This is a genomic window from Streptomyces sp. NBC_01298 (assembly GCF_035978755.1).
In the GTDB taxonomy this organism is placed as follows: Bacteria; Actinomycetota; Actinomycetes; order Streptomycetales; family Streptomycetaceae; genus Streptomyces.
Genome location: NZ_CP108414.1, coordinates 7,514,735 through 7,529,210, shown reverse-complemented (window position 1 = coordinate 7,529,210; position 14,476 = coordinate 7,514,735). Strand labels below are relative to the sequence as shown.

The following is a 14,476-nucleotide window of genomic DNA, read 5'->3' as shown; positions in this document are numbered from 1 at the left end:
GACGGGGGCGCCCGCGATCCTCGTACGCCGGGCGCTTTCGGCCCGCCCAGGACCCCGCGTCCGTACGGAGGTCAGCGCTCCGGGGCCCACTGGGCGATGAGCGCTTCGGCCGTGGTGACGGCCGCGACGAGGGAGAGGGAGTTGCGGATCACCTCGGCGGTGCAGGACGCGGGCACCCCGGCGATGGCGTCGGAGGGAACCACGACCTGGTAGCCGAGGTTCACCGCGTCGAAGACGGTGTTGGGGATCGCGATGTTGGAGGAGACCCCGGTGACGACGAGGGTGCGGACGCCGAGATTGCGCAGCAGGGCGTCCAGGTCGGTGCCGGCCATCGGGGAGAGCCCGTGCAGCCGGCGCACCACGAGGTCCTGTTCGGCGACGACGATGGGCGCGGCGACCTCCACGGCCCGGCTGCCGGTCAGCTGCCGCACCGGCAGCTTCCCCGCGGCCCGGAACAGCCGCGCGTTGGTGTTGGCCCCGAGCCCGTCCGGCCGCCGCTCGGCGACCGCGTGCAGCACCTGCACCCCCGCCCCGCGCGCGGCCTCGACCAGCGCGGCGACCCGGTCCAGCATGCCGGAGTCCCGCGCCTCCTTGGCCAGCTCGGGGAGTGCGCTCTCCTCGCCGACGACACCGTTCTGGCACTCGACGGTGAGCAGTGCGGTGGTGGCGGGATCGAGATCGGGCATGGCTCCCCCTGGCGTGGCGACGGAAGAGCACGCATGATTCCTGACACACAGTCAGATGTGAAGGGGCACGGACCACATGGACAGCACACCCGTGGACAGCACACCCGTGGACAGCACGCTCGTGGACAGCACACCCGTGGACAGCACGCTCGCCGACAGCACACCCGCGGACAGGCCGCAGCGGCGGGGCCGCCGCATCATGATGACCGACGAGGAGACGGACACCTTCCTGCGCGAGCAGCGCACCTGCCGGGTGGCCACGGTCTCCCCCGACGGGCGCCCCCACGTGGGCGCGCTCTGGTTCGTCTGGGACGGCACCTCGCTGTGGCTGTACTCCATCACCCGCAGCCGCCGCTGGTCCGACCTCCGCAAGGATCCGCGGATCTCGGTGGTCGTGGACTCCGGCGAGGCCTACGACGAGCTGCGCGGGGTCGAGCTGTCCGGCACGGCCGTCTTCGTGGGCGAAGCCCCCCGTACGGGCGAGCCCTGCGAGGAACTGGCCGAGCCGGAGCGCCTCTTCCCCGTCAAGAACTTCGGCATCACGGAGATGCCGCACGACGGTCGGCACGCCTGGATCCGGCTCACACCGGACTCGATCGTGTCCTGGGACTTCCGCAAGATCTAGGCCGTCCCTTTCGGATCTCGCCTGGCCCGCGCCGCCCGGTGCCGCGCCTCGCAGATCAGGCCCGGCCTCCCTCCCCCTCGACCGCCCGGACCTCCCCGGCCGCGGCGGCGGCCGCCCTCCGCAAGGCCTCGACGGCGGCCCGGATCGACGGCCGGCGGTCGGCGTCCGCCCGCCAGACCACGTACACGTGGCGCCGCGTGCTGTCGGACACCGGCAGCAGCCGGACCCCCGGCGGCACGGGCCCGCGCCCCAGCCGGGGGGCCACGCACACCCCGAGGCCGGCCTCGACGAAGGCCAGTTGCGTGTGGTGCTCCTCCGCGATGTGCGCGATCCGGGGCTCGATGCCGGTGCCGCGCAGGGTGGAGACGAGCCACTCGTGGCAGAACTGCCCCTCGGTCCAGGAGATCCAGTCGTCCTCGCCGAACTCGGCCAGCGAGATCTCGGCGCGGCCGGCCAGCGGATGCCCCGCCGGCACCGCGATGTCCATGGAGTCGTCCAGGAGATGGGCCCGCGTGAGCTCGGCCGGCACGGGCATCCGCTTGTTGTGCCAGTCGATGGCGAGGGCCATGTCGAGATCGCCCCGCACCACGGCGGCCATGCTCTCCTCCGGCTCCTGCTCCCGTACCCGGGGCCGCAGTTCGGGGTGTTCCGCACGCAACCGCGCCAGAACCTGCGGCAGTAGCCCCCGCATGGCGGTCGGGAAGGCGCCGATCCGCAGCTCGCCGAGCGCGCACCCGCGCCGGGCCTCGACGTCGGCCTGGGCGAGCTCGACCTGCGAGATGATCCGGGCCGCGTGCTCGGCGAGGAGCCGGCCCGCGTCGGTGAGCCGGACCCCGCGCCCGTTCTTGGCCAGCAGCGGCTGCCCGACCTCCCGTTCCAGCTTGGCCATCTGCTGGGAGACGGCGGAGGTGGTGACGTGCAGCCCGTCGGCGGCGCCGCTGACGGAGCCGTGGCGGGCGAGGGCGTCGAGGGTGCGCAGTCGCTCCAGGTTCAACATGTAAGCGATCCTACGACGTCGCCCCCAACAACTTTCGCTTGTCCTACGAGGTCGCCAGGGGCGAAGGTGGCTGCCATGAGCGCCCCCAGCATCCCGGTCCCAGCCGCCACCCCCGCCCCGCACCGGCTTGTGGCCGCCGCCACGGCCCCGGCCACAGCCAGCACGACCCCCAGCCCCAACCCCACCACGAAGGCTCCCGTCGGCGGCCGCCTGGACTGGCGCCTGCGCTTCGCGGTCCTTTCGGTGATCTGGGGCTTCAGCTTCCTGCTGATCAAGGTGGGCACGGAGGCCTACGCCCCGTTCCAGGTGGCCCTCGGCCGGGTCTTCTTCGGCGCGCTCGCCCTGCTCACCGTGCTCCTGATCCGCCGCGAGCCGCTCCCCCGGGGCCGGCGCACCTGGGGGCACCTGACGGTGGCGGCGCTGCTGCTCAACACCGCCCCGTTCTCCCTCTTCGCGTACGCGGAACTGAGCATCCCCTCCAGCCTGGCGGGCATCTGCAACGCCACCTCGCCGCTGTGGGGGATGGCCCTCTCCCTGGTCGCCCTCTCCGAGGACCGCCCGACGCGCCGCCGCTTCGCGGGCCTGGGCCTGGGCTTCCTCGGCGTTCTGACCGTCCTGGGCGCCTGGCAGGGCTTCTCGGGCCTCGACGCCAAGGGCACCGCGCTCGCCCTGCTGGCCGCGCTCTGCTATCCGATCGGCTGGATCTACGTACGCCGCACCCTGGCCTCCACGCCGGGCTCCCCGGTGGCCCTGACCGGCGCCCAGCTCCTGGTCTCCACCCTCCAACTGGGTCTGGTCAGTGCCCTGTTCACCTCGGCCCCGACCTCGTTCCCGCTCTGGCCGACCCTGTCGGTGATCGCGCTGGGCGCCCTGGGCACGGGCATGGCCCTCCAGATGCAGTACGGCCTCGTCACGGAGATCGGCCCGACCACCGCTCAGATGGTCACGTACTTCATCCCGGTCATCGCGACGACGGCGGGCGTCCTGCTTCTGGACGAACAGCTCCACTGGAACACCCCGGTGGGCGCGGCCGTCGTCCTGGCGGGCGCGGCCCTCACCCAGACCCGACGCCGCTAGGGCCCCTCGTCACACTCCCGCCTGCCGCGCGGCCGCCCTTCGTGCGACGACGGGAGCTTGACGACAGACCCTAGGGCCGTCCCTTTCGAGTCTTGCCGGTCAGGCGGGGCAAGATCCGAAAGCGACGGCCTAGTCGAGCCGCCCCCCGGCCGCCGGACGGACGGCCGAGGCCACCGCCTCCGCCAGCACCGGTACGTCCGCCAGGGACAGCGTCGACATCGTCATCCGCACCGCCGGCCCCGATTCCATCCGGAACCGGGCCCCCGGCGCGACCGCCCAGCCCGCGCCCAGCAGGCGCGTCACCACCGCGGTCTCCTCGGCGACGGGCACCCACACGTTCATCCCGCTCCGCCCCCGCGCGCTCACCCCGCGCCGGGCCAGCGCCGCGACCAGTCCGTCGCGGCGCTCCCCGTAGGACCGCGCGACCGCCGCGTGATCGACCGCTCCGGCCCGCCACAGCTCCACCACGGTGTACTGCAGCAGCCTGCTCACCCACCCGGGGCCCAGCCGCTGCCGCCCCCGGACCCGGTCGAGCGTGACCCCGTCCCCGGTCAGCACCGCGATCCGCAGGTCCGGCGCGTACGCCTTGGCGGTGGAGCGGACCAGCACCCAGTGACGGGTCACCCCGCCCAGCACGTTCAGCGGCAGGTCCACGATGCCGTGTCCGTGGTCGTCGTCGATGACCAGCACCTCCGGATACCCGGCCAGCACCGCCCGCAGCTCCGCGGCCCGCTCCGCGCTCACCACCGCCCCGGTCGGGTTCTGCGCCCGGGCCGTCACGAGCAGCGCCCGGACGCCCTGGGCCAGCGCCCGCTCCACCGCGTCGGGCAGCGGCCCGTCGTCGTCCACGGCCACCGACACCACCCGCAGCCCCAGCGCCGGCACGAGGTCGAGCACGCTCCCCCACCCCGGGTCCTCGACCGCCACCGCGTCCCCGGGGCGCAGGTGCGCGGCCAGCACCCGCTCGATGCCGTCCAGCGCGCCCGAGACCACCGCCAGTTCCCCGGCCGGCACCCCGTCCGCCTCGAAGGCGGCCCGGGCGAGCCGGGCCAGCTCCGGAGCGACCGGATCCTGGCCGTAGAGCGTCGGCTCGGCGGCGTACCGGCGCGCCGCACCCGCCAGCGCGTCCCCCAGAGCGGGCAGCAGCCGCACGTCCGGGTTGCCGGAGGCGATGTCGCGCACCCCTTCCGGGACGTCCATCCGCAGCTGGTCGCGCGGCGCGGTCGCCGGGCGGGACCGCACCCGGCTGCCGCGGCGCCCGTCGGTCTCGATGACCCCGCGCTCGCGCAGCGTCCGGTACGCGGCGGCCACGGTGTTGGGGTTCACCCCCAGCACTCCGGCGAGCTCCCGCATCGGCGGCAACAGCGCTCCCGGCGCGAGCGCGCCCGAGGCGACGCCCGCTTCCACACTCGCGGCGATTTCCGATGCGCGCCGCCCGATGATCAGATACTCTCCTAGCACAAAGCACAGTATGCACTAATACAACGGAGTCCGCATCATGAGCGTCACGCCCGCCCCCGAGACCACCGCAGAACGGCCCACTGCAGCGGCAGCGGCAGCGCCGACCGAAGCGGCCACCACCTACGAGCCCACCGACCGGAGCGTGCCGAGCCGGTACCGCGACCGCGCGCACTACGACCACGAGACGGTGCACTCGATACTGGACGCGGCCTACCTCTGCCACCTCGGCTTCGTCCGCGACGGCGCGCCGGTGGTCCTGCCGACCCTCTTCGGCCGGGTCGGCCAGACCCTCTACGTCCACGGTTCCACGGGCTCGCGCCCGCTGCTCGCGGCCGGCAAGGCCGACCCGGGGCTGCCGGTCTGCCTCACCGTGACGCACCTCGACGGCCTGGTCCTGGCCCGCTCCGCCTTCCACCACTCGCTCAACTACCGTTCCGTGGTCGTCCACGGCACGGCCTACGAGGTGACCGACCCGCAGGAGCGCCGGATCGCGCTCGACGCCCTCGTCGACCAGGTCGTCCCGGGCCGCTCGGCCGACTCCCGGCCGGCGAACGCCAAGGAGCTCGCGGCCACCGCCGTGATCCGCCTGGACCTGAACGAGGTGTCCGCCAAGGTCCGCAGCGGCGGCCCGGGCGACGACGCCGAGGACCTCGATCTGCCGTTCTGGTCGGGCGTGGTCCCGGTCGCGCCGGCGTACGGGACCCCGATCCCGGCCGCCGACCTCGCCGCGGGCATCCCCGTCCCGGCCTACGTCACCGCGCTCTGACGACCGCCTCGGCGGTGAGGGCGGGCCGGACCTCGTCCGGCCCGCCCTCACCCGCGTCCGCCGGACGCCGGGACTCGGCGGCGATCAGCGCCCCCACCGCCGTCAGCAGGAGTACGGTGCCCAGCGCCACGGCGCCGGTCAGCCGCTCCCCGAGCACCAGGACGGCGATCGCCGCCGCTCCGACGGGCTCGATCAGCATGATCACGGACACCGTCGCGGCCCGCACGGCGGCGGCCCCGCTGAAGTAGAGCGCGTAGGCCAGCGCGGTCGGCACGGTGGCCATGTAGGCGAGCAGCCAGAGCACCCGGACGGGCTCCGCGGTATGCGGCATCAGCCCTTCCACCAGGGCGAACGGCAGCAGGCACACCGTGCCCACCCCGACGGACCAGACGGTGGTGACCAGCGGGTCCCCGCCGGTCCCGCGCCGCCCGAGCAGCCTGGCCCGCAGGGTCATGGCCCCGTAGCCGGCCGCCGACAGCAGGGCCCAGCCGACGCCGAGCGGCCGCACCTCGCCGCCCCCGCCGCCGAGGACGAGCACGGCCAGCCCGGCCAGCGCCCCGCCGACCGCGACGGCCCCGCCCCGGCCGAGCCGCTCCGCCATCCAGTACCGGGCCCCGAGCGCGATGAGCACGGGCCCGGACCCGAGGGTGACCACGGTGGCCACGGCGAGGCCGGTCTCGCGCACGGCGGCGAAGTACGCGGACTGGAAGAGGGTGAACATGAGCCCGGTCCCGATGAGCGACCCCACCGAGGCCCGCGCCCGGACGGCACCCGCCCGGACCGCACCCGTCCCGACGGCACCGCCCCGCGGGCGTCGGCGTACGGCGAGTACCGCGAGCAGCACCGCCAGCCCGCCCGCGCACCGCCAGAACGACAGGGCGAGCGGGCCGAGGTCACTGGCGAGGTAGAGCAGCGAGGCCGCCGCCCCCGCCGTGCCCCAGGCGGTTCCGGCGATGACGAGGTAGAGCAGGCTGCGCCCGGTGGCGGGCGTTTGGTCCGACTGGATCGACACGAGAGGTCTCCGCGCGTGCGTGAAGGATGAAAGGAACGGGTCATCGCTTCGCGGGCAGCGCGAATCGGCCCGGGACACGGCCCGGGCCGGGTTCTCCTGCGTGGTGGCAGCCGCCCGCGCTAGGCGGCGGGAGGCGGAAGCACGGTCATCGGCATGATCGCGAGCCTAGACCTTGCTCGGATCGCGGTCCAGAGCGGCCACCGGCTCCGCGACCCCGGGCGCGGGCGCGCCCTGCCGGGAGGTCTGCGCGATGAAGGCCCCGCCCAGCACCAGCCCGCCGCCGATGATCTGCCAGGTCGAGAGGTGCTCGCCGAGGAGCACCCAGGCCAGTACGGTCGCCACGACCGCTTCCAGGCAGGCCACCACGCCGGCGACCTGCGGGGACAGCTTGCGCACGGAGACCACGCCGGTCAGGTACGCGAACACGGTCGCGATCAGCACCACCCAGCCGAGCAGGACGCCCGCGGGCACCGTCAGGTCCCCGAGCGCCGCGTCGCCGCCCAGTACCTGCCAGTCGATCCGCCAGGGCCGGGCGATCGCGGTCATCACGAGGGTGCCGACGATCATGCCGTACGCGATCATGCCCATCGGGTCGGGCACGTCGTCCCCGTCACTGCCCTGGTCGGCGAAGACGAAGTAGAAGGCCTGGCAGCAGGCGGCCGCGAGGCCGAGCAGCACGCCGAGCGGGTCCAGGCTCAGCCCGGCCCAGATCTGCACCACGCAGGCGAGACCCGCGACGGCCACGGCGGCGCCGGCCGCGGCGGCCCGGGTCACGGGCCTGCGCTGCACGAAGCGGATGTAGCCGAGCAGCAGCGCGGGGCCGAGGTACTCCAGCAGCAGCGCCACACCGACCGGGATCCGGGACAGCGAGGCGAAGTAGAAGGCCTGGACCCCGGCCACGGCGACGATCCCGAAGCCCGCGAGCAGCAGGGGTTTGCGGCGTACGAGATCGCGATGGCGCCAGGCCAGCGGGGACAGTACGAGGGCCGCCCCGGCCACCCTGAGCCAGACCATGTGGAGCGGGTCCAGACCCGCCTCGATCAGCGGCTTCGCCGCCACTCCCGAACCACCGAACGCGATCGCCGAAATGAGGGCGAGGCCCAGTCCGGCATGTCTCCCTGACGCTTGCATTCGGACATCATGGCAGGCCCGGTCAGGAGCGACGAGGCCGTGACACCTGTTGAGACGCTCCCGAGACCGGCCCGATACCGGTGGGGTCCGCGCCCACCCCGCCCCCCAATATCTGACAGGTCGTCAGTCTTGAATGTTGCGCCCCCCGGGACTACCTTCCGCCGCACGTACCTGACGAGAAGGGGTGGTCGCATGGCTGAAGTCACCGCGGAATCACGCATCGAGGCGTCCGCCGCGAAGCTCTGGTCCCAGCTGACCGACTGGGACGCTTACGGCCAGTGGAGCATGACCCACACCAACTTCCCGAAGGGCGGCCCCGAGACCCTCGCGATCGGGTCCACCTTCTCCGAGAACATGAAGATGATGGGCTTCCCCGCCGAGGTCCTCTGGACGATCTCGGAGCTGGAGGACGGACACGTCTTCGCGCTGACCGGCAAGGGCCCCATGGGCGTGGCCATCCTGACCCGCTACACCCTGGTCCCGGACGGCGGGGCCACCACCGTCCGCATCGACGGCGAGTTCACCGGCGCCGCGGTCTCCCTGATGGCGGGCAAGCTCAAGGACTCGGCCACCGCCGCCCTCAACGAGTCGCTCCGCAAGCTCTCAGGCCTGGTCGCCTGACCACGCTCCGCCCCCGCTCCCCCTCCCGAACGAGCAGGTCCGTACACACGCGGATACGACGGCGCGCCCCGCGAGAAGGCTCTCGCGGGGCGCGCCGTCGTACCGGAGGATCCGTCCGGCCCACTCGCACTCAGTGCTCGTCGGCCAGGATCAGGTAGAGCTTCTTGCGGGTGTCGTTGATGACGGCGAGGGCCTTCTCCCGCTGTGCGGGGGTGCCGGTCTTGAAGACCTGCCCGAAGGCCTCCATCAGGCCGAATCCGGCCGTCCGGACCTCGTTCATCGCCTCGAAGTCGAAGCCCCGGCCGGCCTCCGCCCAGGGGGCGTCGGGGCCGGACTCGGCCTCGGTGCGGCCGGCGTCGGTGAGCGTGAACAGCTTCTTGCCGCCCTCGCTCTCGCTGGTGATGAGGCCCTCGTCCTCCAGGAGCTGCAGGGTCGGGTAGACCGACCCCGGGCTGGGCTTCCAGGCCCCGCCGCTGCGCTCGCCGATCTCCTGGATCATCTCGTAGCCGTGCATCGGCCGGTCGGCGAGCAGCGCCAGGATCGAGGCGCGCACGTCCCCCCGCCGGGCCCGGCCGCGCGGTCCGCCGCGCCCGCCCCGCCCGCCGAAGGGCCCGCCGCCGAAGGGCGGCCCGAACGGCCCGAAGGCGGCACGCCGCCCCTGGAACTCCTCCCGACGGTCCGGCCCGCAGTGGCCGTGACCCCGTCCGTGCTCATGTCCGTGGTCGTGTCCGTGCTGTCCGTGTGAACGCATGACTGCGCTCCTTTCCTCATTCGGTGATTCGTTGTCGCTAGTGCGATGTCTCTACTATCGTTGACCCATCGCGATGCGTCAACGATATATCGGAAACTTCTTCAACGAACAGCCTCGCTCACCCGGATCCACGCCGCCCATAGGCCGCTGACCTGGCAGGATGCTCGCGGACCTGTTGGCCCGCCTGGAGGAGACGGGCGACCTGATGGAGTCCACCGAGGACGACATCGCCACCGCGCAGGGCGAGGTGGCCGCGAACATGGGCTGGTGACCAGTCCAGTCATCCCGAATTGGCCTTTGCGGGTGGATCCACCGCGTCCCTACGGTCGGTGACATGCGCATCCGAATCGTCGACGCCTTCTCCGACCGCCCCTTCGGCGGCAACCCCGCCGGGGTCCTGCTCCTCGAGAGCGACGGCGGGTTCCCCCCGGATGCCTGGCTCCAGCAGGTCGCCGCCGAGGTCAACCTCTCCGAGACCGCCTTCGCCCATCCGCTCCCGCCGGGCGGCGAGGCCGACTGGGCGCTGCGCTGGTTCACCCCGGCCGCCGAGGTCGACATGTGCGGCCACGCCACGCTGGCCACCGCCCACGTCCTGGCCACGAACGGCCTCGCGACGGGGACGGTCCGCTTCTCGGCGCGCTGCGGGATCCTGACGGTCACGGCCGCCGGGGACGGGACCCTGGTCATGGACTTCCCGACCTCCTCCCTGACCGAGGTCGAACCGGACACCGCCATGGAGCGCGCGCTGGGCGCCACGTCCAAGTCGGTCCACGACACGTCCGAGCACATCGGGGACCTCGTGGTGGAGCTGGCCGACGAGCGGACCGTACGGGAGCTCACGCCGGACCACGCCGCACTGCGCGGCTACTCCCGGCGCGGCATCATCGTGACCGCGCCGGCCGAGGACCCCTCCCGCGGCTACGACTTCGTCTCGCGCGGCTTCTTCCCCGTGCTCGGCATCGACGAGGACCCGGTCACCGGCAGCGCCCACACCGCACTGGCCCCCTTCTGGGCGCGGCGCCTCGGCCGCACGGAGCTCGTCGGCCTCCAGGGCGGAGCCCGCACCGGCCTCGTCCGGGTCCGGCTGCTGGGCGACCGTACGCTGCTGATCGGACGCGCGGTCACGGTCGTCGACGGCGAGCTGCTCACCGCACCGTGAGCGGGCGGGCCCTTCACCGGCCTACGGGGTGGGCAGCCAGCCCACCTTGCCCGCCAGCAGGGCGTACCCGCCGAAGGCCACGATGTCGAGCAGCGCGTGCGCGACGACCAGCGGACCCACCCTGCCCCAGCGCCGGTAGGCGAGGACGAAGACGACGCCCATCACCATGTTCCCGATGAACCCGCCGATGCCCTGGTAGAGGTGGTACGAGCCGCGCAGCACGGAGCTGGCCATCAGCGCGGCCATCGGCGACCAGCCGAGCTGCCCGAGCCTGCGCAGCAGGTAGGCCAGCACGATGACCTCCTCCACCACGGAGTTCTGCACCGCGGAGAGGATCAGCACGGGGAACTTCCACCACACCTCGGGCAGCGCCTCCGGCACCACCGTGAGGTTGAAGCCGGCCGCCCGGGACCCCAGGTAGAAGGCCAGTCCCGCGCTGCCGATGCAGGCGGCGACGAGCGCGCCGCGGCCCAGGTCCCACCAGGGCCGGGTCCGGTCGAAGCCCAGCACCTTCAGTCCGGGCGCTCCCTCACGGGTCAGCAGGTGCGCGACGAGCAGGACGGGGACGAGTGCGCTCGCGATGCCGAACAGCTGCCAGGCCAGGTCCAGCCAGGGCCGGCCGGGGGCGTACGAGCCGTTGAGCGTGGCGGCCTGGTCCTTGAGCCCGCCGGGCTTGGTCAGCGAACCGATGAAGCTGATCAGCGCCGAGACGCCGCTCGCGCCCAGGGACAGCGCGAGCACGAGCAGCGTCTCGGAGCGCAGCGTCCCGCGCCCGCCAGGGCCCTCTTCGAGCTCCCCGACCACCGGTTCCGGCACCGTCCGCACGCCCGTCTCCCGTCCCGCACCCGCTGCGACGTCTCGCGGGGCGTCCCGCCCCGATGACCCCATACTGCCTCCTCCACGGGGCGATCGGATCATCGGGCGGGACCGGACGGGCCCCGGAACCGGCCGTCGAAGGCCGGGCCGGCTGGCGGCCCGGCTGGCGGTCAGGCCGTGGGCCCACCCCCCAGCCCCGCCGGCCAGGTGTGCACGGGATCGCCCCGGTGACTCAGCTCGCTGTACCGGCGCGTGGTCGCCGCCAGCGCCGCGTCCCGCTCCAGCCCGCCCGCCAGCGCCCGGTGGTACGTGTCCACCTGCCAGGTGGCGCCGTTCACCCGGCGCCGGCACCGCTCCTCGATGATGCCGAGGTAGTGGTCCCGGTCGGCGGGCTCGATGCCCCACGCGTCCAGTCCGGCGGCCGCCATCGGCAGCAGCTCCTCCAGCACCAGCCGGACCGCGGGCACGCTCGCCAGCCCCCCGCCCCGGCCCCGGCGCGGCCAGCGCAGCCGGGCGTCGATGCCGTAACGGCAGGCCGCGTCGAAATTGGCCTCCGCCTCCGCGAAGGGCAGCCGGCTCCACACCGGGCGCTGCTCGTCCGCGAGGGTCCGTACCAGCCCGTAGTAGAAGGCCGCGTTGGCGACGACGTCGGCCACCGTCGGACCGGCGGGCAGCACGCGGTTCTCCACGCGCAGGTGCGGCACCCCGTCGGCGACCCCGTAGACGGGGCGGTTCCAGCGGTAGACGGTGCCGTTGTGCAGCACCAGCTCCTGCAGGCTCGGCACCCCGCCCTCGGCGAGCACCCGCAGCGGCTCCTCCTCGTCGCAGATCGGCAGCAGGGCCGGGAAGTAGCGGACGTTCTCGGCGAAGAGCTCGTACGCCGAGTCCACCCAGCGCTCGCCGAACCAGGTGCGCGGCCGCACCCCCTGCGCCTGGAGCTCGGGCGGCCGGGTGTCGGTGGCCTGCTGGAAGAGCGGCGGCCGCGACTCCCGCCACAGCTCCCGCCCGAACAGGAAGGGCGAGTTGGCGCCCACGGCTATCTGTACGGCCGCCACCGCCTGCGCCGCGTTCCACACGTCCGCGAACCGCGCGGGAGTCACCTGCAGGTGCAGTTGTACGGAGGTGCAGGCGGCCTCCGGCACGATCGACCCGGAGGTCCACGTCAGCCGCTCGACCCCGTCGATGTCGAGCACGAAGTCCTCGCCCCGCATCATCAGGATCTGCTCGTTGAGCAGGGAGTAGCGGTCCACCGCCGAGAGGTTGGCGGTGACCAGGTCGGTGCGGGAGATCGTCGGCAGAATTCCGATCATGACCACCCCGGCGCCGACCTCCTGAGCCTGCCGGTGGGCATAGCCGAGACCCGCACTCAGTTCTTCGGCGAGCTGGTCGAATACCCGGCCGCCGAGCCGGTGGGGAAGGACGTTCACCTCCAGGTTGAACATTCCCAGTTCGGTCTGGAAATCGTTGCTCGCAATACGCTCAAGGACCTGGGCATTCACCATTCTCGGCAACCCGTCGGCACCCGCCAGATTCAACTCGATCTCCAGCCCCATCATGTTCTTGGGGCGATCGAACCTCTTCTCCTCCAGAAGTCGCTCCAGTACCTCCAGGCACTCGTGAAGCTTCCTCCGGTACCGTTGCCGATCGGACAGGTCGAATCCGCCCGCCACGACCTTCTCCCCCATCGGAGCGTCCCTCCTCGACTGGGCCCGGCCGGCGTCGAATGATCCGCCACCCGGGCGCGCGTTACGGTCGATGATGCCCCGGCGGCGTGATCGATAACGCGGAGGGGGCGTGACTGGCGGGGAGCGCGCGCCGGTTTGGCCGACAGGCGCTTTGGCACATTCACCTGGCAAGCACTCGTACGCAAATACAGCGTAGAACTTGCCGGTTATCGATAACCGACGCTTTTCAGCCGAGCCCTCATCCGGTAACCTCCGAGGTCAGCGCGGAATTTTTGCGCGCACCCGGCATGAATGCCACGTCAGCGGGACCGGTAAGCGCCTTGTCGGCAATAGGCGGGACAGCTAGCCGAAACACTGCGTGAACACATGTCAGATAAACTCCGCATGCGAGGCAGAGAGTTGGCGCGCGGCCATTGCCCCTCAGCCCCCCTCTGACCCCAGAATGCGACAGCGCCGTCCACACCCCGCACCCGCCCCGTTCCACAGGTCTCCCTAGCGAGAGGCGACCCACCATGCCGCTGCACGTCCCTCCGGCTCCCGCGCCCGCCCTGCGCAGTGTCCTCGCGGCCCTCGGTTCCCCCACAGCCGTCCACGAGGCGCACACCCCGGCCCTGCGCGCCCTGCAGGGCCCGATGACCGCCGAACTGCCTTTGCCCGTCCACGTCCTGGACCGGCTGCACATCTCCGGGCTGACCGCAGGCGGCAGGCCGCCGCGTACCCGGCTGACGGGCTGGCGGTTCCTGATCCGCAGCGGGGACCGCTACGTCGCCGCGGCCGACACCCGGCTGACACCGGACGGGTGGGTCTTCTCCCACTTCTTCGAGGGCCCCTACGTCGCCGCCACCGAACGCGCGCTGCGCCAGGCCGAATCGCTCGGCAAGAACTACCAGCCCCGCCTGCTGTCCGTACCGGAGCTGTACATGCTGACCCTGTGGCTGCACGGATCGGTGGGCGCCGACGCCTCCGCCGGCCTGCCGGCCGCCGCCGACCTCCTGGTCCCGCTGGCGCCGGCCCCACCCGGCATCGCCGCCTACCGCCCGCACCCCGTGTCCGAACTGCTGCCCGTACTGACCCACAGGCTCACGCCGACGGCCCCTCCGGTACCGCCGTCCATGGCCGCACCGGCCGCCTGACCCGGCCCCTGGCCGGTTCTGCCCATTCGGCCTAGCCCACTCGGGCCCCCCGTGAACCATCCGAAATGACAGGGGAGTTGACCTGAACCGCCCGCACGGGTGATGCGTCATCAATCTATGAGGACAGCTGCCGGGAAATCCCTCCGGACACCGTGCCGTGGGGGAACACTGGGGACTCTGACCGAGCCAAGTCGTCGTTGATACGGGGGGCGGCCATGAACAACGCATCGAGCCGCAGCACACAGACCACACCGCAGCGAAAGAACGCATCCATGTGCCAGCACAAGCCAGCATGCCCGACCGCCGACTCCGCCGACAGGGAGGCCGCGCACCCCGTGGCCGTTCACCCGGAACAGGGCTGGAGCCTGCTGTGCAACGGCGTCCTGCTGTTCGAGGACACCGGTGAGCTGCTGCCGGACGGCCAGATCATCGCCCCGAACCGCCCGCTCGCGGCGACGCAGGTGATGAAGGCGGCCTAGCCGACGACGGAAACGAAAGGGGCCGGCCCAGGAGGAAACTCCCGGACCGGCCCCTTCGTCATGTCACCGCGCCAGTT

The 14,476-nt window shown here is 72.6% G+C and carries 15 protein-coding genes; 7 read left to right on the top strand and 8 right to left on the bottom strand.

The genetic code is table 11. The features are described from left to right. Positions 1-71: 71 nt before the first annotated feature. A complete protein-coding gene (locus OG730_RS34255; protein ID WP_327307859.1) occupies positions 72-686 on the bottom strand; it encodes a cysteine hydrolase family protein in 615 nt (204 codons plus the stop codon). Positions 687-885: 199 nt separating this feature from the next. Here OG730_RS34255 and OG730_RS34250 point away from each other — a divergent pair, with 199 nt between their 5' ends. Beyond that, a complete protein-coding gene (locus tag OG730_RS34250) occupies positions 886-1,311 on the top strand; it encodes a pyridoxamine 5'-phosphate oxidase family protein (RefSeq protein WP_327309538.1) in 426 nt (141 codons plus the stop codon). 55 nt (positions 1,312-1,366) lie between these two features. On the opposite strand, the gene OG730_RS34245 is transcribed toward OG730_RS34250, so the two are convergent. Next, a complete protein-coding gene (locus tag OG730_RS34245; protein WP_327307858.1) occupies positions 1,367-2,308 on the bottom strand; it encodes a LysR family transcriptional regulator in 942 nt (313 codons plus the stop codon). A gap of 75 nt (positions 2,309-2,383) precedes the next feature. Here OG730_RS34245 and OG730_RS34240 point away from each other — a divergent pair, with 75 nt between their 5' ends. Then, entirely contained in the window at positions 2,384-3,385 is a 1,002-nt protein-coding gene (locus OG730_RS34240) for a DMT family transporter (RefSeq protein ID WP_327307857.1), read from the top strand. Positions 3,386-3,514: 129 nt separating this feature from the next. Here OG730_RS34240 and OG730_RS34235 read toward each other — a convergent pair whose 3' ends face one another. Further along, positions 3,515-4,846, bottom strand: coding sequence for an aminotransferase class I/II-fold pyridoxal phosphate-dependent enzyme (locus OG730_RS34235; protein ID WP_327307856.1), 1,332 nt, complete (start codon positions 4,844-4,846; stop codon positions 3,515-3,517). Between the two features lie 37 nt (positions 4,847-4,883). On the opposite strand from OG730_RS34235, the gene OG730_RS34230 reads away from it, so the two are divergent. Beyond that, the gene (locus OG730_RS34230) at positions 4,884-5,612 is read left to right on the top strand and encodes a pyridoxamine 5'-phosphate oxidase family protein (RefSeq protein WP_327307855.1); all 729 of its coding nucleotides are present in this window, start codon (positions 4,884-4,886) and stop codon (positions 5,610-5,612) included. On the opposite strand, the gene OG730_RS34225 is transcribed toward OG730_RS34230, so the two are convergent. After that, on the bottom strand, positions 5,599-6,624 hold the full coding sequence (locus OG730_RS34225) for a DMT family transporter (RefSeq protein WP_327307854.1): 1,026 nt from the start codon (positions 6,622-6,624) through the stop codon (positions 5,599-5,601). The two genes, OG730_RS34230 and OG730_RS34225, sit on opposite strands and share 14 nt — an antisense overlap. A 165-nt stretch (positions 6,625-6,789) precedes the next feature. Continuing rightward, entirely contained in the window at positions 6,790-7,755 is a 966-nt protein-coding gene (locus OG730_RS34220) for an EamA family transporter (protein WP_327307853.1), read from the bottom strand. A gap of 192 nt (positions 7,756-7,947) precedes the next feature. Between OG730_RS34220 and OG730_RS34215 the strand changes: the two genes are divergently transcribed. After that, the gene (locus OG730_RS34215) at positions 7,948-8,376 is read left to right on the top strand and encodes a type II toxin-antitoxin system Rv0910 family toxin (protein WP_327307851.1); all 429 of its coding nucleotides are present in this window, start codon (positions 7,948-7,950) and stop codon (positions 8,374-8,376) included. Positions 8,377-8,506: 130 nt separating this feature from the next. On the opposite strand, the gene OG730_RS34210 is transcribed toward OG730_RS34215, so the two are convergent. Then, positions 8,507-9,127: a PadR family transcriptional regulator gene (locus tag OG730_RS34210; RefSeq protein ID WP_327307850.1), complete on the bottom strand. Its 621-nt coding sequence runs from the start codon at positions 9,125-9,127 to the stop codon at positions 8,507-8,509. 334 nt (positions 9,128-9,461) lie between these two features. Between OG730_RS34210 and OG730_RS34205 the strand changes: the two genes are divergently transcribed. Next, complete coding sequence (locus OG730_RS34205) at positions 9,462-10,286, top strand: PhzF family phenazine biosynthesis protein (protein ID WP_327307849.1); 825 nt, start codon at positions 9,462-9,464, stop codon at positions 10,284-10,286. 21 nt (positions 10,287-10,307) lie between these two features. Here the strand turns inward: OG730_RS34205 and OG730_RS34200 are convergent, their stop codons facing one another. Beyond that, positions 10,308-11,111: a CPBP family intramembrane glutamic endopeptidase gene (locus OG730_RS34200; RefSeq protein ID WP_327307848.1), complete on the bottom strand. Its 804-nt coding sequence runs from the start codon at positions 11,109-11,111 to the stop codon at positions 10,308-10,310. Positions 11,112-11,272: 161 nt separating this feature from the next. Continuing rightward, positions 11,273-12,787, bottom strand: coding sequence for a glutamate-cysteine ligase family protein (locus OG730_RS34195; RefSeq protein ID WP_327307847.1), 1,515 nt, complete (start codon positions 12,785-12,787; stop codon positions 11,273-11,275). A gap of 512 nt (positions 12,788-13,299) precedes the next feature. Between OG730_RS34195 and OG730_RS34190 the strand changes: the two genes are divergently transcribed. Together OG730_RS34190 and OG730_RS34185 are read left to right on the top strand one after the other, a co-directional pair. Beyond that, complete coding sequence (locus OG730_RS34190) at positions 13,300-13,920, top strand: hypothetical protein (protein ID WP_274547803.1); 621 nt, start codon at positions 13,300-13,302, stop codon at positions 13,918-13,920. A 272-nt stretch (positions 13,921-14,192) separates the two neighbouring features. After that, positions 14,193-14,399 (top strand): DUF5999 family protein, encoded by a 207-nt coding sequence (locus OG730_RS34185; protein ID WP_327307846.1) that lies wholly within the window; start codon positions 14,193-14,195, stop codon positions 14,397-14,399. Positions 14,400-14,476 lie beyond the last annotated feature (77 nt).